We start from the raw sequence: 21,144 nt of genomic DNA on the forward strand, positions 1-21,144 counted from the left end.
CGCGAGGAGACAAAGACAATGGCTATTGAAGTAAAAGTGCCGGATATCGGCGATTTCACCGATGTCCCGGTGGTCAGCATTCTGGTGTCGGTTGGTGACACGGTTAGCGAAGAAGACCCGCTGATCGAGTTGGAGAGTGACAAGGCAACCATGGAGGTCCCGAGTCCTGCTGCGGGCAAGGTGGCCGAGATCAAGGTTGCCGAGGGCGACAACGTGTCTGAAGGCACGCTGATCATGATGCTCGAAGGCGAAGGGGCGGCGGAAGCCTCGGCGCCGGACAAGCCGGCGGCCTCGGCTCCCGCGGCCCCCGCCGCCGCACCAGCGGCAACGGCTGCCCCTGCTGCTCCGGCCGCAGCACCGGTAACGGATGCCGGATTTGGCAAGGCGCATGCCTCCCCCTCCGTCCGGGCATTCGCGCGCCAACTCGACGTTGATCTGGCCAAGGTGAACGGTTCGGGCCGAAAGGGACGGATCCTGCGTGAAGACGTGGCGTCCTACCTGAAATCCACCACCGCGCCTGCGGCATCCGGTGGGGCGGCCCAGGGTGGCATGGGCATTCCGCCCATCCCGGCGGTCGATTTCTCCAAGTTCGGCCCGGTCGAAGACGTGGAGATGTCGCGGATCAAGAAGATCTCGGGCCCTGCGCTGCATCGGTCCTGGCTCAACATCCCGCATGTCACGCATAACGACGAGGCGGACATCACCGATCTTGATAAGTACCGCAAGGAAATGGACACGATGGCCAAGGAAAACGGCTACCGCGTCACGCTTCTGAGCTTCGTAATCAAGGCGTCCGTCAGTGCACTGAAGGAGCATTGGGAGTTCAACAGCTCCATCCACCCGGATGGCGACAAGCTGATCAAGAAATCCTACTACAACATCGGTTTTGCGGCAGACACGCCCAACGGCCTCATGGTGCCGGTGATCAAGGACGCGGATCGCAAGGGTCTTGTCGATATCTCCAAGGAACTGATGGAGTTGTCGGCCAAGGCACGCGCTGGCGAGCTGAAAGGGCCCGACATGCAGGGCGCGACCTTCACGATCTCAAGCCTGGGCGGGATCGGCGGGACCTCTTTCACTCCGATCGTCAACGCACCCGAGGTCGCGATCCTCGGCCTGACGCGGTCGAAGATGGCGCCGGTTTGGAACGGCGAGGAATTCAAGCCCCGCCTGATGCAGCCGCTGTCGCTGTCGTATGACCACCGTGCCGTCGATGGCGCCTTGGCAGCACGCTTCGTCGTGACGCTGAAGACGCTGCTCGGCGATATGCGCAAGTTGATGTGGTAAGGGGACAGACCGATGGATGTTAAAGTACCCGATATCGGCGATTTCACGGATGTGCCCGTGATCTCGATCCTCGTCTCGGTTGGTGACACGGTGTCTGCGGAAGATCCGTTGATCGAACTTGAATCCGACAAGGCCACGATGGAAGTGCCCAGCCCCGCCGATGGTGTGGTCAAGGAGATCAAGGTTGCCGAAGGAGACACGGTCTCCGAAGGCACGGTCATCATGGTGTTTGACGGCGCTGAGGTCGCAGACGCCCCCGCCGCAGCCCCGGCAGAAGCGACCCCCGCCGCGGCACCGAGCGCTGTCGCGGCCACCGGAACGGCCACGGGCCCCGGCGATGTGCATGGCGAAGTGGTCGTTCTGGGCTCCGGCCCGGGCGGTTACACTGCAGCCTTCCGCGCTGCCGACCTTGGCAAAAAGGTCGTGTTGATCGAGCGCTACCCGTCGCTGGGTGGGGTTTGCCTGAACGTGGGCTGTATCCCGTCCAAGGCGCTGTTGCACGTTGCCAAGGTGATCACCGAGGCCGAGGAAATGGGCGCGCATGGCGTCAGCTTTGGCAAGCCGAAGATCGATCTGGACGAATTGCGCAGCTTCAAGGACAGCGTGATTGGTCAGTTGACCGGTGGTTTGGGTGGTCTGGCCAAGGGCCGCAAGGTGGAGGTCGTGACCGGGTATGGAAAGTTCACCGGGCCCAACATGATCGCGGTCGAAGGCGACGATGGCAAGGTGACCAATGTCAGCTTTGACCAATGCATCATTGCGGCAGGCTCCGAGCCGGTGAACCTGCCGTTCCTGCCGGAAGATGACCGGATCATCGACAGCACGGGCGCGCTCGAGCTGAAGGATGTGCCAAAGCGCATGCTGGTTCTGGGCGGTGGCATCATCGGTCTGGAAATGGCCTGCGTGTACGACGCCTTGGGCGCAGATATCACTGTGGTGGAACTGATGGATCAGATCATCCCCGGCGCGGACAAGGACATCGTCAAACCTCTGCACAAGCGGATCGAAGGTCGGTACGAGGGCATCAAGCTCAAGACCAAAGTCACGGCGGTTGAGGCGCTCAAGAAGGGGCTGAAGGTCACCTTTGAAGATGATAAGGGGGAGGTCACAACCGATACGTTCGACAAGGTTCTGGTTGCTGTGGGCCGCAAGCCCAACGGCAAGCTGATCGATGCCGATAAGGCGGGTGTCGCTGTGGACGAGCGGGGCTTCATCGCCGTGGACAGCCAGCAACGCACCGGTGTGCCGCATATTTTCGCAATCGGCGATCTCGTCGGTCAGCCGATGCTCGCGCACAAGGCCGTGCATGAGGGCAAGGTCGCGGCAGAGGTTTGCGCAGGCGAGAAGCGGCATTTCGATGCCAAGCTGATCCCGTCGGTCGCCTATACCGACCCCGAGGTGGCCTGGTGCGGCCTGACAGAGACCGATGCGAAGGCCAAGGGCGTGAAGTACGAAAAGGGTGTGTTTCCCTGGGCGGCGTCCGGACGGTCCTTGTCCAATGGCCGGTCCGAAGGGATCACCAAGCTCTTGTTTGATCCAGAGGATCAGCGCGTGATCGGGGCGTGCATTGTCGGCACCAACGCGGGCGATCTGATCTCAGAAGTGGCTCTGGCCATTGAGATGGGGGCAGACGCCGTGGATCTTGGCCACACGATCCACCCGCACCCGACCCTGTCGGAGACGGTGAACTTTGCGGCTGAGATGTTCGAAGGAACGATCACGGACCTGATGCCGCCAAAAAAGAAAAAGCACTGAGCACCCCTACAGCTCTCCAGAAAAAGCCGCGCCCGAGGGCGCGGCTTTTTTCGTTCAACGCCAAGGAGAGTGGCGGACGCGCGGTGCACAATTCGTAAGCATATGCCCAAGTCGTCACCGAAAAATAGGCGCCGAAACTTGACCTCCAGCACAGGTTTTACAAGTCTGGCGCGGAGCCGGGCGTGCTCTGCCCGATTTCACGCCTATTCAGCGCCCATGTACGGGCCAACAAACAGGGAGACACCGCGTGTTCCAACGCTTTACCCAAATTGTCGCCGCCGCGACGCTTGCCGTTTCTGCGGGTGCGGCTTCCGCCGAAACCGAGGTGCCTTTCGCCCTCGACTGGAAATTCGAAGGCCCGTCCGCGGCCTATTTCGCTGCCATCGACAACGGACATTTCGCGAATGAGGGCCTGTCGGTTACAATCGAGGCCGGATCGGGCTCGGTCAACACGATCCCCAAAATCGCCACCGGCGCGTTCCCGATCGGGTTCGGCGACATCAATTCGGTCGTGAAGTTCCTCGACCAGAACCCGGGCGCACCGGTCAAGGCCGTAATGATGATCTATGACAAGCCGCCGTTCGCCATCATCGGTCGCAAAAGCCAGGGGGTGAGCGAACCCAAAGACTTGGAGGGGCGCGTGTTGGGCGCACCGCCCCCGGACGGCGCCTGGGCGCAGTTCCCGGCGTTTGCCGCTGCCGCCGGGTTTGATCCGACCAAGGTGACAGTGGAGCCCGTTGGTTTCCCGACACGTGAGCCGATGTTGGCCGAAGGGCAGGTGGATGCGATTGCGGGTTTTTCGTTCTCGTCCTTCCTGAACCTCGTGCGCCTTGGCGTGCCGGAGGATGATATTGCCACGATCCTGATGGCCGACCACGGACTTGCGCTTTATGGCAACGCGATCCTTGTGAATACTGACTATGCTGCCGAGAACCGCGAGACGGTCGAGGCGTTCCTGCGGGCGGTGGCAGCGGGCTGGAAGGACGTCATTGCAGATCCTGAGATGGGGGCAAAAGCGGTGATCGCGCGCAACCCCGCCGCCGATGTCGCGCTGGAGCAGCGCCGTTTGCAACTGTCCATCGACGCGAATGTCGCAACCGATTACGTTATGGAAAATGGCATGGGCGGGATCGACGAAGCACGCATGGCCACGGCACTGGAGCAACTTGCGCTGAACTACGAGTTCCAGAACCCCGCCTTGCCGATTGATGCCTATTTCGATGGCAGCTATCTGCCGGAAGGCAACTTCGCCATCAAGTAAGCACCGGTTCCGGGCGCGCCGTCCACACGGGACCGCGCGCCCGAATTGTTCGGATGCCTCCGGCGGAGGTATTTTTCTCACAAAAGAAATGGTGGCCGCGTCAAGGTCGCCAAGGCAGGGGCAGCCCATGACAGCGTTGATCGAGATCAGGGATGTCTCGCACACATTCGACACGGATGGCGGGCCGCTGCACGTGCTGGATCACCTGAACATCGCCATCGAAGAAGGCGGGTTCACTGCCGTCGTGGGCCCCTCGGGGTGCGGAAAATCCACGCTGACGCGGTTGGTGTCGGGATTGATGAAACCAGATAAGGGCGAGGTCTGGCTGCATGGCGAGCAGGTCAGGGGCCCCAGATCCACCGTTGGCATGGCTTTTCAGAACCCGGTTCTGCTGGAATGGCGCACCATCCTCGACAATGTGATCCTGCCGTTGGAGATCGTGCCGAACAAACTGAGCAAGGCGCAGCGCGCGGAGCGGGCGCGGTTTCTACTGGACCTGGTCGGATTGGCCGGGTTCGAAGACAAGAAACCCTCGGAACTGTCCGGCGGCATGCGCCAGCGCGCATCGCTGTGCCGGGCGCTGGTGCACAAGCCAGATGTGCTGATCCTCGATGAGCCTTTCGGTGCGTTGGATGCTTTCACGCGCGAGGACTTGTGGCACACCATGCACAAGGTCAAAGCCGAAGAGCCGTTCACCGGCCTGCTGATCACCCATGATCTGCGCGAGTCGATCTTTCTGGCGGACCAGATCGTCGTAATGTCAGGGCGCCCTGCACACGCGCAATACGTGATGGACGTCCCCTATAACGGGCCGCGCGCGCTCGATGATCTGTACACGCCCGCCTCGGCGGAGCGGTTGAACATTCTGCGCCATCAGATCCAGGTCGCGCAGGGCCGCGCGCCCGCAGAGGCGGAGGCAGCACAGTGAACTTGAAGAAGATCGCCATTCCGACCATCGCCATCATCGTGTTCCTTCTGCTGTGGGAACTGCTGGTCTGGGCGAATGGCTGGCCGAACTTCGTGATGGCTTCCCCCAGTGATCTCGGGCCCGCTTACACCCGGTATTGGGAGCTGTTTCTGATCAACGGATGGCAAACGCTTTGGCGGACAGTCGCGGGGCTTGCGCTCGCCATCGTGTTCGGCACCGCGCTCGGCATGATCATGGGCTTTTCGCGGACCATGCGCGATGCCCTGTATCCTTTGCTCGTCGGTTTCAATGCCGTGCCCAAGGCGACCGTGGTGCCGATCATCGCGCTGATGTTCGTGGGCGCGCATGATTTCAACACGGTGCTCATTGCATTCATGATCTCGTTCTTTCCAATTGCTGTTTCGGTGTCCATCGGTCTGAGCACGCTGGAGCCTGAGTATCGTGACATCCTGCGGTCGCTTGGGGCTTCCAAGATGACCATCTTCTGGAAGATCGCGCTTCCCAAAACCCTGCCGGAGTTTTTCGGGGCGCTGAAGGTCGCCGTGACGTTGGCCTTCATCGGCACCAACCTGATGGAGATTGTCAGCCCGCACGGGCGCGGCCTTGGCGCGTTATTCGACAGTGGCCGGACCAATTCGGACTATCCGCTGATGTTTGCGGTCCTGATCGCGCTCGCCTTCCTCGGCATCGTTCTCTACTACGTCGTCGTCGCGCTGGAGAAGGTGTTCGCGGGGTGGGCCGAACGGCAGGAGACCTAATCCACAGGTTGTATTCGGGACTGTCTCCATATTCGCAACATAGTCCCGAAATTGCCCGATTTTCCCATCGGTTTCGAACGATTTAAAACAAATTAACCATGTTCTCTCGGTCCGTGGCGCAGCAGAACGTGGCGCCTGTTTCTTAACGAGGGCGTCATGGCTGATGGAACCTACGAACTTCTGAACCGCGCTGCGCAGGCAATCGCCTTCCGTGTGATCGAAGAGAAACCCGCGGTCTCGATTGTCGGACTGGGGTATGTCGGAGCGGTCTCTGCAGCGTGTCTGTCCGATCTTGGGCACCGCGTGGTCGGGGTGGATCTGGACCGAACCAAGGTCGATGCCATTGCTTCTGGCCGCAGCCCGATCCACGAACATGAACTGGGCGACTTGCTGAGCCAGGGCGTGAGCGAAGGGCGAATTTCTGCGCAAGAAGACCTGATTGCCGCCGTGCGCGACACCGACGTCACGTTTGTTTCGGTCGGCACACCCACAGCGCCGGATGGCGGTTGCGATGATCGCTACATCCGTTCCGCCGCACGGGCCATCGGCGAAGGCTTGGCGCAAAAGAAAGCGCACACCGCGAACGCATATCATGTCGTGGTGCTGCGGTGTTCCATCCCCCCCGGAACCACGATGGGCGTCATGGTGCCCGAAATCGAGGCGGCCTCCGGGCTGCTCTGCGGCCAGGATTTCGGGGTCTGCTTCAACCCTGAGTTTTTGCGCGAAGGCGTCGCCGTGGATGATTTCCGCAAGCCCCCCAAGACGGTGATCGGGGCCTCTGACCAGCGCGCGGCGCGAATTGTGGCCCGGATTTTCGAGCCGGTGGACGCGGCACCAATCCTTTGTGAAATCGAAACTGCCGAAACCGTGAAATACGTCGACAATGTCTGGCATGCGGTCAAGGTGACGTTTGGCAACGAAGTGGGGCGTCTGTGCAAACCGCTTGGTGTGGACAGCCACAAGGTGATGGATATTTTTTGCAAGGACACCAAGCTGAACCTGAGCCCTTACTACCTCAAGCCCGGCTTTGCCTATGGCGGCTCCTGCCTGCCCAAGGAGGTGCGCGCTGTGCGTCACATCGCCGAAAGCCACGGTGTCGACTTGCCGATGATCAAGGGGGCTATGTCGTCGAACGAGGCGCACGTGGCCGAGGCCATTCGCATGGTCCGTGACACCGGCGCAAAGCGGGTTGCGGTTCTGGGCCTTGCCTTCAAGCCGGGGACGGACGACTTGCGGGAAAGCCCGATCCTGGACGTGATTGCAGCGCTGCGCGCCGAGGGTGTCGAGATTGCTGCCCATGACATGTCGATCACTCCGGACACACCGATAGCCAGCCAACTGTCCTACGTCGCGCACGGTGCGCCCGGACTTTCCGCTTTGGCTGAGGAACTGCCCGGATTGCTGGTAGAGCGGCCCGAACACGCCATCGACGGCGCCGATGCAATCATCGTGACACACAATCACGGGCGCTACAGGGAGATCGTCAAGGCCAGCTTCAAGCCGACCATCGATCTTGTGCGGCTCTTCGGAAACGAGGTGGCGCTGCCGCATGTGGATGGTATCGGCTGGTAATCCGCTGGGGTCTTGACCGACTCAGGAAACACGGGCCAGCCTTGGCGCGTGTTTCGATTTCTGTTCTTTACGTCTGCGCTGTTTCTGTCTCTCGCGCCGCATAGCGCGCGGGCATTCGTTTGCGAAGACCTCTGGTACACCAGAAACGCCATTCTGGACCGGGCCGGTATGTGTTTCGACACGGTTCTGGGCCAAGCGATTTTCGACAATACCGGATGTACCGGACCATCGGTCCAACTCGCACCCGAGTTCGCGCAGTTCGTCGAGTCGCTCGCGCAGCAAGAGCAGCGTGAAGGCTGCCGGATCGATACCACGCAACCGGTACTCAACCTGCCAGATCTTGCGATCCGGCAGCGACTTGTGGAACTGCCAGTGGCAGGCGACAGCCCCGGGTTCAACTGCATCGGTTGGCGGGGCGGAGTGCTGCCGTTGTACAGTTCCAGATCGGCAAATTCCGCTCAGGTAGGGCGAATCGAAGAAGGCGACTTCGTTGGCATGTGGCACGGCCCGGGTCCGACTTGGGTCTATGTGTTGACCTACACGCGGGCGGGTGGTCCGCTCAAATCAGGAGGTTGGATGCAACCCGGAGTTGACGCAAACGTGGTATGTGGGGAGCAAGCTGGATGACGGCAAAGCGTGCGGCTCTGGTTGGCCTTCTGTTTCCTTTACTGGCCGGAGCGCCGTATCAAGCGCTCGCCGGATATTGTGAGGACCTGTGGTTCACGCGAAACGCAATTCTCGACCGTGCAGGTATTTGTTTCGACAGCCCGTTGGGGCAGTCCGTGTTTGACAACACCGGGTGCCTTGGGTCGCAAGTAAGCGTTGCGCCGGCCTTTTCAGCTCTTGTAAACCAGCTTGGTGACAGAGAGCGCGAGGTGGGGTGCAACGTGTCGACCAACACGACCTTTCTGGACCTCAAGGATCTCGCGATCCGGCAGCGCCTTTCTGCATTGCCTTTGCCCGAAGACCGGGGTCAGGGCTTTGGGTGTATCGGTTGGCGCGGCGGGCCAGTGACCCTGATGGATACGCACGGCGTGCAAGGCACCCCGATCGGGCGGATCGATCCCGGTGATACGATCTATTTCTTTCACATCCCTGCACAGGACTGGTCTTACGTGACGACCGAGGGACCGGGCCGGGTTGGTTTGAAGTCCGGCGGCTGGATGCCAAACGCGGGGTTCGACAGCCGAACCATGTGTGGCCAGCAGGCAGGCTGAAGGCGCGCTAGCCTGGCATGGGCAAGTAGCCGGACATGATCCCGACCACCGTCAGGAACGTGGCAACTGCAGTATAGAGCTGGAATTTCGCGATTCCGTTTTGCATTTGTGCGACGCGCCCTGTGCCCGCCTTGGAGGTCTGATTGCCCCGGTTGGCCCATTTCTGCTTCGACAGATGAAAAATCATGAAAATCTTCACTGCCGCATTCAGGAGCTGGTTCACATACAGGATGAAGGGCCATTTCAGGTCCGGTTCGCGTGCATAACGGAACAGGAAGAGGCACAGCATGATGCGTGACGCAATCACCCAGATCAGAACGTTCAGGAAGTAGATCGGGTTCACCGTCAACGCCATCAGCGCCAGCGCCGGTCCGACCATCATGGTCCAGATCGCAAGCCGCTGGTCGATCAGGCACCACCAGATGAAAAAACCGCATGTCTTCGGGCCAAGCGCGATGGCCCGCGCGCCGTTGCGCAGCATGTTGCCTGACCAACGGCGAAAATTCTCTACCATCCGGGTCCATGCAGAGCCTTCGATCACCTCGATGGTGTAGACCATCGCGTCCGGTACATATGTCATCTTCGCGCCGTGGCTCAGCAGGTGGTACCAGCTTGACTTGTCGTCGCCGGACAGAAACCGGAACCGTCCCCAGAGCCAGTGATCCAGATGGTCTGCTTCGATCGTGCGGATGAATTTCTCGGACATGATGTGCCGGGCGCGAAACACGCTCATCCGTCCGGTCAGGGTCAGAACCTTCTCCGAAAAGGCGTGACTCTGCATCGCGAGACGCCGTTGCGCGAACCGCATGGACAGCCAAGACTGAACCCATTCCGGCCCGTAGCAGATCACCTCTTCGTTCGTGGTCAGCGCCTGCAGCTCGGGGTCGGCCGCGAACAGCGGCAGGCATTTGCGCATGACGTCCGGACCATAGGCGGCATCCCCGTCCATGAAGATGACAAGGTCGTTCGGGTCCGTGACGTAGCGGGCCATGCCGCGCAGGATCAACCCAATGGCCATGCGCTTGCCTGGTTGGTTCTGGCGGACAAAAATGATGTCGATATCGGCGTCCTGGGCGTGTGTTTCAGCGTATTCGCGAATGACTTCCTCGTCATAGGCGTGACCGGTGCCGATCCAGAGCGTGGTCGGGATTCCTTCGCGCCGGACCTGATCTATGATCGATCCGATGACCACACGCGTGATCGCCACGTTTTCCTTGTAGGTCGTCATTTGAATGTGCAAGCGGCGCGGGCGCCATCCCGCCTCCCAGAGCGCATCGGCCGATTTGCGCATCTCGGGCCACATACCGCGTTTGTAGAGTTCCGCGCGGATCGCATGGTTGAACCACCAGCCAAAGCGCCAGAACCCCAAAGCGCCCAGCATCAACGTCACGCTGCGCAACTCCGGATCAAAGAAGTGGTTCGGTGTCAGGATCAGCGCTGCTGCCAACAGCATCACCAAGGCCAGCATCGTGACTGCCCGGTCCGCCCGCCAGCGTTGCCAGAAGGTAGGGCGGGGGGCAGCAACCTCGCGCAGTCTGGCGCTCAGGTCCTTCGCAAATGCGTACTCGGAAGAGCGGTTGCGCTGCATGTCAGAACCATCCGAACACGTTGCGTTGCAGGCTGACGGCGGCTGGCGCATTGCGCGAGAACAATACCCGGCTCTCCTCGGTAGAGATGCCGTCAGCCTCAAGGACAACCATGATTCCGTAATTGTTGGGGCGCGCCGGATCTATGGCGGCCTCGACACGCGAGACCCGCGCGTCCAGCGCGCGTTTTTCGCCCGTCAGGTTAAAGGTCACGATTGCGGGCATCCCCTCGAACACAGCGCCGGAATACCGATGGTCCAACCAGCCCTGAACCGTGCGTGGTTTGTCTTCTTCGAAATCCAGTAGGGCCGCGCCTGCACGCAGGTATTGTCCTTCGGACACCATGAACGACACGACACGGCCGTTGCGAGGGGCGATCACGGTCAGGTTGTTCAATGCGGCTCGATACGTCTCGAAATCCCGTTCGATCACCCGCAGCCTTTGGCGCCTGTCGTCCGCTATGGCCACGTACTGGGCCCCTATGGAGTTGAAGTCCCTTGGCGCGCTGCTCAGGCCGGTGTCGAACATCGCCAGCGCGCGTGTCGCATCCTCCACCGCGTCCAGATCATATCCGCTGAAAAAGTCCCGTGGACGGCGTTCCGAAATGGCGTCGGTCAGGGCTCTGGTCAGGACGCGGCGTTCGGCGGCGCGGCCCGCCTCATGGCGGGCCAGATCGGCGGTTGCCTCCGCCAGAGCGACCTCCGCGGAGACCTTGTCGCGGCGCAAATCTTCGAGGCGACGCTCGGCCTGCGGGTCGCTGAGTTGCAGGATCGGAGTGCCCGCGGCCACGAAGGCACCGGGTTCTGCGAGGACATCGCTGACAAATCCCGATACCTGGGCGGATACAGGCTCAATCGGCGCGAGGAACCGCGCATGCTGCACGGTGATCTCGTTGATGCGGGTCAGGACGAGTGAGCCGAGGTAGCCGAAAACCGACAGGCTGAGCACGATATAGACCGCCAACACCATCAATGTCCGAAACCCGCGTGGTGTTTTGGTGGACACCGCGATCTCGCGTTCCTGCTCGGTTTCCTCCATCGGGATCAGATCGACCGGTGTATCGAGGCTGGTGATCATATCGCCCGTCGTGGCCATTTTGCCCGACAGCAACGAGCGGTAGAAGAGGCTCAGCGTTTCCCGTTGACGACCCGTGAGGTTACGGAACCGGTAGATCGGTTGGCCGGGGTCTTTTTCCAGCGTGACGGGAAAGCTCAGCACCACGCCCTGAAACGGGATCGACAGGATTGCCTCGACCAGAGCCTCGTCAGGAAGATCGTAGGAGGTCAGACCCGTCAGCGACCATTCACGCACAGCCGCGCGGCGACCGTCCGGCAGCGACAGGCCCAACGGGGCCTGCATGCGGAATGCCATGTCTGGCATTGGTCTTTCATGGCGAATATTCACCGCCGCGCTGCCTCCGGACGTTTGGGGGTGGGACGGGGGCGGGCCTTGAGATGCCCGTTTTTTTGTGCCCCGCGTCGTGTGCCACCCGGTTCTGGTCCGGGGGGCGTGCCAACCTGCCAACTGTCCTTGGTTGAATCTGTGCTCATGTCCTCAGCGTCCGGTTTCGCGCCGGAAAAGGGCAAGAATGCGGCTTAAAGGAAACAATTTCGGTGTATTGTTTCCAATCGTTGATTTCCTTACGAAAAAGGATCCTGCGGATAACGCACGGCCGACAGGTAAAGGCCGTGTGGGGGGCAAACCGGGCCGCATTCGGCACGATCCTGTGCCTCAAGTGCGGTTTTTACGCGTTCGGGAGGCCATGATCCGGCGCCAACCCGTTCCAGTGTGCCCACGATGGACCGGACCTGATTGTGCAGAAAACTGCGCGCGCGCAGATGAAACCGAAACTCGCTCCCGCGCGGGATCGGATGTTCTTCTATTGAGATCTCGTCCAGCGTCTTGACCGGCGAGGCCGCCTGACATTCAGAGGCGCGAAATGTCGTGAAATCATGCTTTCCTATCAGGTGTTTGGCAGCTTCGCGCATCGGCTCCAAGGCAAGATGCTGCGCCACTTGCCAAACCAGGTTGCGGTCGTGGGTCACCGGCGCGCGGCGCGCGATCAGGCGGAACAGGTACCGACGCTCGACCGCTGAAAATCGCGCGTGAAACTCCGGATTGACCTCTGCACACGCCAGGATTGCCACTGGCAGCGGCCTTAGATGGTGGTTCAGGGCCTCCGACAGGCGAAACGGGTCCCAGCCGCGCTGCAAATCCACATGCGCCACTTGCCCGGTGGCGTGCACGCCCGCATCTGTCCGCCCCGCCGCGGCAAGGCCGGGGTGATCCGCCTCTAGTTTACGCAGGGCGTCCTCGACCGCGCCCTGCACGGAAGGGTGCTCTTTCTGGCGCTGCCATCCGGCGAACGGGGCGCCATTGTATTCGATCAGGAACGCATAGCGAGGCATGCGGGCGGCATAGCGCGCCGGGCGGGCCGAGACAATCGCGCTTGCCCCTTTGATCCCGCGCGCGGGGTCCTTATGTTGATCGGGGAAACAAGGGCTCCGGGTATTTGATCATCTCCAGTATTGCCGACTCGCTTGAGCGGACCGTGTCTGAAACCACGGGCGCCGTCCGTGAAACGCTGTTCGAGCCGGTGATCCGGCTTGGCGTGACCGGTCTGAGCCGCTCGGGCAAGACGGTATTTATCACATCGCTGGTTGCAAACCTGCTAGATCGGGGGCGGATGCCCCAGTTTCAGGCGGCTGCGACGGGCGCGATCCGGTCGGCCTATCTGCAACCCCAGCCGGATGACACGGTGCCGCGGTTCGACTTCGAACCCTATTTGGCGCAGATGACCGGGACGCAGCCCACCTGGCCCGACAGCACGCGCGCCATTTCGCAGTTGCGCGTTTCCCTGCGCGTGCAGTCCGTCGGTCTGCTGGGCAGCCTGTCCGGGCCACGCACGATCCACCTGGATATCGTCGATTACCCGGGCGAGTGGTTGCTGGATCTAGGCCTGATCGAGAAAACGTATTCCGATTGGTCGGCGGAGATGTTGGGCAAGATCGCAGCGCGGCCGGGTGGGCAGGCATTTGCAGAGGCAATGTCCAGTACCGACCCTTCTGCCAGACTGTCGGAACCCGAGGCTCAGCGCCTTGCCGCTGCCTATACGGATGCCTTGCACGCGGCCCGAGATGCCGGGTTTTCGGACTGCACGCCGGGGCGTTTCATCCTTCCGGGTGAACTTGCTGGGTCTCCGGTACTGACGTTTGCACCCCTCCCGCAAGGCAGTTATGGGCGCAACTCGCTGGGGCGGGAGTTTGAACGACGGTTCGAGGCGTACAAAAGGGAAGTCGCCCGCCCGTTCTTCCGCGATCATTTCGCGCGACTTGACCGACAGGTCGTGCTCGTCGACGCGCTGGGCGCTTTGCATGCAGGCCCCGCGGCGCTTGATGATCTGCGCCAGACGATGGAGGATATCCTTGGGGCGTTTCGCCCCGGAAAGAACTCGTGGTTGAGCGCGCTTCTGGGCAAACGCGTAGATCGAATCCTGTTTGCCGCAACGAAGGCCGATCACCTGCACCATACCCAGCATGCCAGATTAACCGCGATCATGGACGCATTGGTGCGCGATGCGCGACGGCGCGCGGATTTCGCCGGGGCAGAGACGGGCGCGATGGCGATCGCATCGTTGCGTGCGACCACCGAAGAAACCCGCACCCATCAGGGTCGGACGCTTGATCTGGTGCGCGGTCGGCTTGCGGATACGGGCAAGGAAGCGGCGTTTTACGCAGGCGATCTGCCCGAGGATCCGATGACGGTTCTGTCCCCGGCCAAGGAAGAAGCCGAAGGCTGGTTGCAGGGGGAATACGCCGCCATGCAGTTTGCCCCGGCGGCCCTGACGCTTCGGCAGGGCGAGGGTCCGCCACATATCAGACTGGATCGCGCGGCAGAGTTTCTGCTGGGCGACCGGTTGCGCTAGGAAGGGGCTTCCTATGGCCGAGAAAAAAGGCGCTGTCCTGATTGATCTGGAGGATGACGCGCCAGGTCCATCCCCCGGCGTGACAGAGCGCCCTCATCCGGCCAGCGCGCCGCCTGTGCCGGACGTGGGTGATGCCCGGATTTCAGGGGCGACGATGCAACAGGTCGCGGCTCTGGCCGCGCGGCGGCCCTCCCGGGTCGCACGGGTGTTCTGGTCAGCGCTTCTTGCATTGGTGCTCTTTGCCGCGTCTGTTGCTGCCACGAATTTCGTCACGGACCTGCTGACCGCGAACCCGGTACTTGGTGCCGTTGCAGCCGGCCTGTTCGGGCTTGTCTTGCTGTGTGCGCTGATCATCGCGTGGCGCGAATGGCGGGCGTTTTCGCGAATTGCCAGGCTTGATGTGCTTCACGAGCAGGCCGAGGCTGCAAGATCTGCGGATGTGCTGTCCGAAGCCAAGGTGGTCGCCGCGAAGATTTCGGCGCTGTACCATGATCGCCCCGAACTGGCGCAGGCGCGGGCCAGACTGAAGACCCGGACAGATGACGCGTTCGATGTCAGCGGTGTATTCACGGTGGTCGAGGCAGATCTGCTGGCCCCGCTGGACCAGCGTGCCGAGGCAGAGGTTTCTGCCGCCGCGCGTCAGGTCGCAACAGTGACCGCGCTGGTTCCGCTGGCGCTTGCGGACGTCATTGCAGCGCTGACGGCCAACCTCCGCATGATCCGCCGCATTGCGGAGATTTATGGCGGGCGCTCGGGCACGCTGGGCAGTTGGCGCCTGACGCGGGAGGTCTTGTCTCACTTGGTGGCCACTGGCGCGGTTGCCGTGGGCGATGATCTGATCGGGTCGGTCGCGGGCGGCGGGGTTCTGTCCAAGGTGTCGCGCCGCTTCGGGGAGGGCGTCGTGAACGGCGCTCTGACTGCTCGTGTGGGCGTCGCCGCGATGGAAGTATGCCGCCCGTTGCCTTTTGGCGAGGGCCGCCGGCCATCGATCTCCAGCCTCGTGAAACGCGCCCTTACCGGGCTATTTTCCCAGAAAACCTGACCCATTCGCGGAGAAACCCATGGATCAACTCGCCCCCGATCTCAGAACGATGGTACGCACGCCGCTGGCCGAGGCACACGTTGCTGCGATGCGTCGTATCGGTCGCGAACGTCTGCTCGAAGCGGGCGAAACATTGATTGATCTGGGCGATCCGCAGGAAGAGTTTTTCTATCTGCTCGATGGCGAGGTGGAGGCGCTCAGCCCCGTTGACGGTCAACGCTACGGCGATGGCGCGACGCTCGGACCGACCCAGTTCTTCGGCGAGATCAGCTTTCTGAACGGGGGCAAGTCTCTGATGGGCGCGCGCGCGATCGCGCAGACCCGCGTGCTGGCCGTGGCCCGACGGGATATGCTGGACCTGATGTCGCGTATTCCGGAGATGAGTGACATCATCGTGTCGGTCTTCGCCGCGCGGCGGCGCCGTATGCTCGAAAGCAATCAGGCCGCGCTGACGCTGATCGGGGCAGATCAGGATCGAAACATCCGCCGAATTGCGGCCTTCGCCAGCCGGAACAGGATCCCCTTCAACTCCTTCCATCTCGAGGATCACGAGGCCGAGGAATTGGCCGAGGCTTGCGCGCTCCTGCCCAGACACCCGTCGGTGATTTTCGGGAAGAACCGCGTGATCGAGGATCCGACCCCGCGCAAGGTCGCCGAGATTCTGGGGATCGACATGGAACTGGGTCGCGACCAGACCTATGACGTGCTGATCGTGGGCGGTGGCCCGGCGGGGATCGCCGCAGCCGTTTATGCAGGGGCCGAAGGGCTCAATGCGCTGGCGGTTGAAGACCTGACCATCGGTGGCCAGGCGGGCACCTCAAGCCGGATCGAGAACTACATGGGCTTTCCCACCGGCATCTCCGGTGCTGATCTGTGCTGGCGGGGCGAAGTCCAGGCCATGAAGTTCGGAACACGCTTCGCGATGCCTCGCCGGGCGACAGGCCTTGAGCCTCTGGAGGACGGCACGTTTTGCGTCACGCTGGATGATGGCGCGCAGGTTTGCGCGAGATCAGTGGTCATTGCGACGGGCGTTCAATACCGGAAATTGCCCATTCCGAGGCTAGAAGAGTTCGAGGGCGCGGGCGTTTACTACGCGGCCACGGATGTGGAGGCGCGTTATTGCCGCAACACTGAAGTCATCGTGATTGGTGGCGGCAACTCGGCCGGGCAGGCGGCCATGTTCCTGTCACGCACTGCCAAGCACGTGCATGTCCTGATCCGCGGTGACAGCCTGGCAGCGTCGATGTCGTCTTACCTCAGCGACCGGCTGGAACAGGATCCGGCCATCACCCTGCACCGGCGGACAGAGGTCAAGGAATTCCAGGGCGACACTCAGCTGACCGGAACGGTCATTCGCGACAAGGCGGCAGGCGCGGACTGGATACTTCCGACCGGCGCCGTGTTCGTCATGGTGGGGGCAGCGCCGAACACGGGTTGGTTGCAAGGGCATGTGGATCTCGACGAAAACGGGTTCGTGCGTACCGGGCGCGACGCCGGTGGGCGCTCCACCTACGAGACGTCGTTGCCTGGCGTGTTCGCCGTCGGCGACGTGCGCGCGGGCTCGACCAAGCGCGTGGCCTCCGGGGTGGGTGAAGGCTCCGTCGTGATGTCCAGCGTTTGGGCGCATGTGAACGCCTGAGGCAATTGCCCCCGGCGATGAACGTGCCTATAACCCGGCGCATGATGCCTCGTTTCGCGATCATTATTCGAATTATAAGCCCGGCGCTCGCCTGACCTGAGCCGCCGGGACACTGGCGTTGGATTGCCCGCGCCGCCCTTCAGATCTTCCCCTTATGACGAACAGGACGCCTGAGATGAGCGCCGAGACGCCCGACTACAAAGCCACGTTGAACCTGCCCAAAACTGATTTCCCGATGCGTGCGGGTCTGCCGAAGCGCGAGCCTGACTGGCTCGCCCGGTGGGAAAAGATCGGGGTGTATGACCGCCTGCGCGACAAGGCCGAAGGACGTGAGCCCTTCACGCTGCACGACGGCCCGCCCTATGCGAACGGACATCTGCACATCGGTCACGCGCTGAACAAGATCCTCAAGGATATGGTGGTCCGGTCCCAGCAGATGATGGGCAAGGACGCGCGCTACGTGCCCGGTTGGGACTGCCACGGTCTGCCGATCGAATGGAAGATCGAAGAGAAGTACCGCCAGAAGGGGCGCGACAAGGATGCGGTTCCGATCAACGAGTTTCGCCGCGAGTGCCGTGAGTTTGCCGAAGGCTGGATCGATATCCAGCGTGAGGAGTTCAAACGCCTCGGTGTGACCGGAAACTGGGATGATCCCTACCTGACGATGGACTTTCACGCGGAGCGTGTGATCGCCGAGGAATTCATGAAGTTCCTGATGAATGGCGCGCTGTACCAGGGCTCGAAACCCGTCATGTGGTCTCCGGTGGAAAAAACCGCGCTGGCCGAGGCCGAGGTGGAGTATCACGACCGCCAGACCGATGCGATCTGGGTGAAATTTCCGGTCGTGCATGCCAAGCAGACGCCAAGCCCGGTGGATGAGCCCGATGACCTCATGGGGGCGGGCGCGCAATTGCTGGCCGAACAACTCGAAGAGTCGGTGGTGGTGATCTGGACCACGACGCCCTGGACGATCCCGCAGAACCGCGCAATCTGTTTTGGACCAGGCATCTCCTACGGGCTTTACGAGGTCACCGAGACGCCCGAAGAGTGCTGGGCGCAGGTGGGCGACACCTACATCATGGCGGACGCCCTGGCAGAGAGCGTGTTCGCGCAGGCACGTGTGGTGGCCTATGATCGCCGCCGGGACGTATCCGCGTTGGAGCTGGAAGGGCTGACTTGCGCACACCCGATGCGCGGGGCGGACGGGGCCGAAGGTGAGTGGGATTTCGACGTCCCCCTGTTACCGGGGGATCACGTAACCGACGACGCGGGCACCGGGTTCGTGCACACAGCGCCCAGTCACGGCGACGACGATTATGCCATCGGTGTCAAGCATGGCCTGCCGATGACCTATAACATCCTCGACGACAGTTCCTACCGCGCGGACCTGCCGTTCTTCGCGGGGGAAAGCATCATCAAACCCAACGGCAAGCCGGGTGGGGCCAACAAGGCCGTGATCGCCAAGCTGACGGAACTTGAGGCGCTGTTGGCCCGGCAACGGCTGACGATCTCGGACGCGCACTCCTGGCGCTCCAAGGCGCCGGTGATCCGCCTGAATCGCCCGCAGTGGTTTGCGGCCATCGACCGCGAAATCGGTGGCGACGACACCTATGGCAAGACAATCCGTCAACGTGCGTTGCGGTCTATCGACGAACTGGTGACATGGACCCCGCAAACCGGGCGCAACCGGCTGTATTCGATGATCGAAGCAAGGCCGGACTGGGTGCTGAGCCGTCAGAGAGCCTGGGGTGTTCCACTAACGTGTTTTGTCAAGAAGGGCGCCCAACCCACTGATGAAGATTATCTTTTGCGTGATCCGACGGTGAACGCCCGTGTGGCCGAAGCGTTCGAGGCCGAAGGCGCGGATGCCTGGTATGCGGAAGGTGCAAAAGAACGCTTCTTGGGCAACGACTACGCGCCGGACGACTACGAACAGGTGTTTGACATCCTGGACGTCTGGTTCGATTCCGGGTCAACGCACGCATTCGTGCTGCGCGATCGTCCGGACGGGTCCGAGGATGGACGCGCCGACCTGTACCTGGAAGGCACAGACCAGCATCGTGGCTGGTTTCATTCGTCGATGTTGCAGGCTTGCGGAACGCGCGGAATGGCACCGTATCGCGGGGTTCTCACGCACGGCTTCACGCTCGATGAAAAAGGAATGAAGCAATCAAAGTCGCTGGGAAACACCGTGGCGCCCGAAGAGGTGATCAAGCAATACGGTGCGGACATCCTGAGGCTTTGGGTGGCGCAGTCGGATTATACGGTCGATCTGCGGATCGGGCCGGAAATCCTCAAGAACGTGGCCGACAGCTATCGCCGTCTGCGCAACACGATGCGGTTCATGCTGGGCTCTCTGCCGGCGACGGTGCCGTCGATGCCAGCAGAACTGCCTGAACTCGAACGTTTGATCCTGCATCGTCTGTGGGAAATCGATGCAGAGGTGCGCGAGGCGTATGCGGCGTACGACTTTCAGCGCGTCTGGCGCACCGTTTTTGACTTCGCGACGCTGGATCTGTCAGCATTCTACTTCGACGTCCGAAAGGACGCCCTGTATTGCGATGCAGAGGATAGCCCGCGCCGGATCGCATGCGAAGCGGTTCTCGGTGAATTGTTCACACGCCTGACCGGTTGGCTTGCCCCGATCCTGGTTTTCACCATGGAAGAAGTGTGGTTGGAGCGGTTCCCGGGCGATGACAACTCGTTGCATTTGCAGGATATGGTGCCGGTTCCGGACCTCTGGCGCGATGATGATCTGGCGGCGCGCGCCAAAAAGGTGCGCGCTGTGCGGCGGGTCGTGACCGGTGCCCTGGAACAGGAAAGGACGGCCAAGACTATTGGCTCGTCCCTGGAAGCGGCACCCGTCGTGTACCTGTCCGACGCGTTTGCCCAGATCATCACGGAACCTGAAACCTTCGCTGATCTTTGCATCACGTCGCAGATTGAACTGAGCAGTGATCCCGCGCCGGAGTCTGCGTTCCGTTTGGAAGACGTACCGGGCGTCGCCGTGTCTTTCCGGCATGCCACTGGCCAGAAATGCCAACGCTGCTGGAAAATCCTGCCGGATGTGGGCACCCACGCAAATCCGGGCGTTTGCTCGCGGTGCAACAGCGCTGTCGGCTAAACGTCGAACCGGCCCTGTTCGGTGTTCTTGTCAAGCGATCGGGCGGGAAAAACCCGCCCGTTCATCACCCCCCAGATGCCCGGTTCAAGCAATTGCGCCGCGACCACCGCGCCGCCCAGATTGAACTCCCCGTCAGAGGCATAAAGCGAGAAGGGCCGCATCGCCCCCGTCAGAACAATGGTTTTGCCGGAAACGCGGGTTTCCAGAAACCGCGCCGTTTCGCCCATCGTTCCGGTGCCATGGGTGATGACCAGCTTGTCCTCCGCAGCTGCACTGGCCGCTTGGGCGATCGCGTCGCGGTCGGCGTCGTCGAAATACAGGCTGTCTTTCAGCATCACGACTTCAAGACTTGGAAAGTGACACCGCCCGATCCGCAACAATTCGGGAATGTGCGTGGCGCCATCCGGAGAAAACGCCAACCCTTCGGTGCGCGGATCATGTACCTTGTCGATGGTTCCGCCCGTGACCAGAATTCGAACATCCTGCATGGATCAGCTCTCCTCCGCCCGCTTGACGATTGCGGCGGGCCCATGTCACACGAGGACGTGATTTCGCAGAGGCGGTCAAGCCGATGGTGCCTTTCCACGTGTGGTTTTCCAGGGGAGATGCGTCCCGAGACAGGCCACGCCCATGGTTCTGAGCGTGCTGCTGCTTGTGCTCATGTTGCAGATCAAGCACCTGTTTTTCGACTTCTTTTGGCAATCCAACTGGATGGCCACGCATAAAGGCACCTATGGCCATCCCGCGGGACTGGTGCATGCTGGACTGCATGGCTTCGGCACCGGGCTGGTTCTGATGGTTGTTCCGGTTCCCATCGGACTTGGTGCGATCGCGGCCCTAAGTCTGGCGGAGACCGTGTTGCACTATCACATCGACTGGGTGAAATCTCGTGTCACCCGTCGGGCCGGCGTCGATGCCTCGCAAAAGCGGTTCTGGGTGATTACGGGCACAGATCAGGCCTTGCACCAGGCCACGTATCTGGCGATCGCGGGTCTTGTATTTTCCTGAACCAGCCTTCACTGGTCTGATACCGGTGCGCGATTTCGGCGC

At 61.6% G+C, this 21,144-nt stretch carries 17 protein-coding genes; 13 read left to right on the forward strand and 4 right to left on the reverse strand.

Annotated features, from left to right (window positions below):
- The first annotated feature begins 18 nt into the window (after positions 1–18).
- From aceF to ACP15N_RS17700, 8 genes are all read left to right on the forward strand, one after another.
- Positions 19–1,287: a dihydrolipoyllysine-residue acetyltransferase gene (aceF, locus tag ACP15N_RS17665; protein ID WP_425093671.1), complete on the forward strand. Its 1,269-nt coding sequence runs from the start codon at positions 19–21 to the stop codon at positions 1,285–1,287.
- A 12-nt stretch (positions 1,288–1,299) separates the two neighbouring features.
- On the forward strand, positions 1,300–3,042 hold the full coding sequence (lpdA, locus tag ACP15N_RS17670) for a dihydrolipoyl dehydrogenase (protein WP_425093672.1): 1,743 nt from the start codon (positions 1,300–1,302) through the stop codon (positions 3,040–3,042).
- A 247-nt stretch (positions 3,043–3,289) separates the two neighbouring features.
- Complete coding sequence (locus ACP15N_RS17675) at positions 3,290–4,303, forward strand: ABC transporter substrate-binding protein (RefSeq protein ID WP_425093673.1); 1,014 nt, start codon at positions 3,290–3,292, stop codon at positions 4,301–4,303.
- Positions 4,304–4,430: 127 nt separating this feature from the next.
- Entirely contained in the window at positions 4,431–5,231 is an 801-nt protein-coding gene (locus ACP15N_RS17680) for an ABC transporter ATP-binding protein (RefSeq protein ID WP_425093674.1), read from the forward strand.
- The gene (locus tag ACP15N_RS17685; protein ID WP_425093675.1) at positions 5,228–5,989 is read left to right on the forward strand and encodes an ABC transporter permease; all 762 of its coding nucleotides are present in this window, start codon (positions 5,228–5,230) and stop codon (positions 5,987–5,989) included. The genes ACP15N_RS17680 and ACP15N_RS17685 overlap by 4 nt, the downstream gene beginning before the upstream one ends.
- A gap of 156 nt (positions 5,990–6,145) precedes the next feature.
- Positions 6,146–7,561: a nucleotide sugar dehydrogenase gene (locus ACP15N_RS17690; protein WP_425093676.1), complete on the forward strand. Its 1,416-nt coding sequence runs from the start codon at positions 6,146–6,148 to the stop codon at positions 7,559–7,561.
- Positions 7,562–7,609: 48 nt separating this feature from the next.
- Entirely contained in the window at positions 7,610–8,188 is a 579-nt protein-coding gene (locus ACP15N_RS17695; protein WP_425093677.1) for a DUF4453 domain-containing protein, read from the forward strand.
- Positions 8,185–8,778: a DUF4453 domain-containing protein gene (locus tag ACP15N_RS17700; protein ID WP_425093678.1), complete on the forward strand. Its 594-nt coding sequence runs from the start codon at positions 8,185–8,187 to the stop codon at positions 8,776–8,778. The genes ACP15N_RS17695 and ACP15N_RS17700 overlap by 4 nt, the downstream gene beginning before the upstream one ends.
- Before the next feature lie 7 nt (positions 8,779–8,785).
- Here ACP15N_RS17700 and ACP15N_RS17705 read toward each other — a convergent pair whose 3' ends face one another.
- The 3 genes from ACP15N_RS17705 to truA form a co-directional block, all read right to left on the reverse strand.
- Positions 8,786–10,366 (reverse strand): glycosyltransferase, encoded by a 1,581-nt coding sequence (locus ACP15N_RS17705; RefSeq protein WP_425093679.1) that lies wholly within the window; start codon positions 10,364–10,366, stop codon positions 8,786–8,788.
- A 1-nt stretch (position 10,367) separates the two neighbouring features.
- On the reverse strand, positions 10,368–11,744 hold the full coding sequence (locus tag ACP15N_RS17710; RefSeq protein ID WP_425093680.1) for an HlyD family secretion protein: 1,377 nt from the start codon (positions 11,742–11,744) through the stop codon (positions 10,368–10,370).
- Positions 11,745–12,004: 260 nt separating this feature from the next.
- Positions 12,005–12,772, reverse strand: coding sequence for a tRNA pseudouridine(38-40) synthase TruA (gene truA / locus ACP15N_RS17715; RefSeq protein WP_425093681.1), 768 nt, complete (start codon positions 12,770–12,772; stop codon positions 12,005–12,007).
- Between the two features lie 104 nt (positions 12,773–12,876).
- On the opposite strand from truA, the gene ACP15N_RS17720 reads away from it, so the two are divergent.
- From ACP15N_RS17720 to ileS, 4 genes are all read left to right on the forward strand, one after another.
- On the forward strand, positions 12,877–14,289 hold the full coding sequence (locus ACP15N_RS17720) for a YcjX family protein (protein WP_425093682.1): 1,413 nt from the start codon (positions 12,877–12,879) through the stop codon (positions 14,287–14,289).
- Between the two features lie 13 nt (positions 14,290–14,302).
- Positions 14,303–15,331 (forward strand): YcjF family protein, encoded by a 1,029-nt coding sequence (locus tag ACP15N_RS17725; RefSeq protein WP_425093683.1) that lies wholly within the window; start codon positions 14,303–14,305, stop codon positions 15,329–15,331.
- A gap of 19 nt (positions 15,332–15,350) precedes the next feature.
- The gene (locus tag ACP15N_RS17730) at positions 15,351–16,970 is read left to right on the forward strand and encodes an FAD-dependent oxidoreductase (RefSeq protein WP_425093684.1); all 1,620 of its coding nucleotides are present in this window, start codon (positions 15,351–15,353) and stop codon (positions 16,968–16,970) included.
- A gap of 175 nt (positions 16,971–17,145) precedes the next feature.
- Positions 17,146–20,094 carry an isoleucine--tRNA ligase gene (gene ileS, locus ACP15N_RS17735; RefSeq protein WP_425093685.1) on the forward strand — a complete coding sequence of 983 codons (2,949 nt, stop codon included), beginning with the start codon at positions 17,146–17,148 and terminating at the stop codon, positions 20,092–20,094.
- Here ileS and ACP15N_RS17740 read toward each other — a convergent pair.
- Positions 20,091–20,582, reverse strand: coding sequence for an asparaginase domain-containing protein (locus ACP15N_RS17740; RefSeq protein WP_425093686.1), 492 nt, complete (start codon positions 20,580–20,582; stop codon positions 20,091–20,093). The two genes, ileS and ACP15N_RS17740, sit on opposite strands and share 4 nt — an antisense overlap.
- 142 nt (positions 20,583–20,724) lie before the next feature.
- Here ACP15N_RS17740 and ACP15N_RS17745 point away from each other — a divergent pair, with 142 nt between their 5' ends.
- Entirely contained in the window at positions 20,725–21,102 is a 378-nt protein-coding gene (locus ACP15N_RS17745) for a DUF3307 domain-containing protein (protein ID WP_425093687.1), read from the forward strand.
- Positions 21,103–21,144 lie beyond the last annotated feature (42 nt).

The sequence above is a fragment of the Tropicimonas sp. S265A genome (assembly GCF_049800835.1).
Taxonomy (GTDB): Bacteria; Pseudomonadota; Alphaproteobacteria; order Rhodobacterales; family Rhodobacteraceae; genus Dinoroseobacter.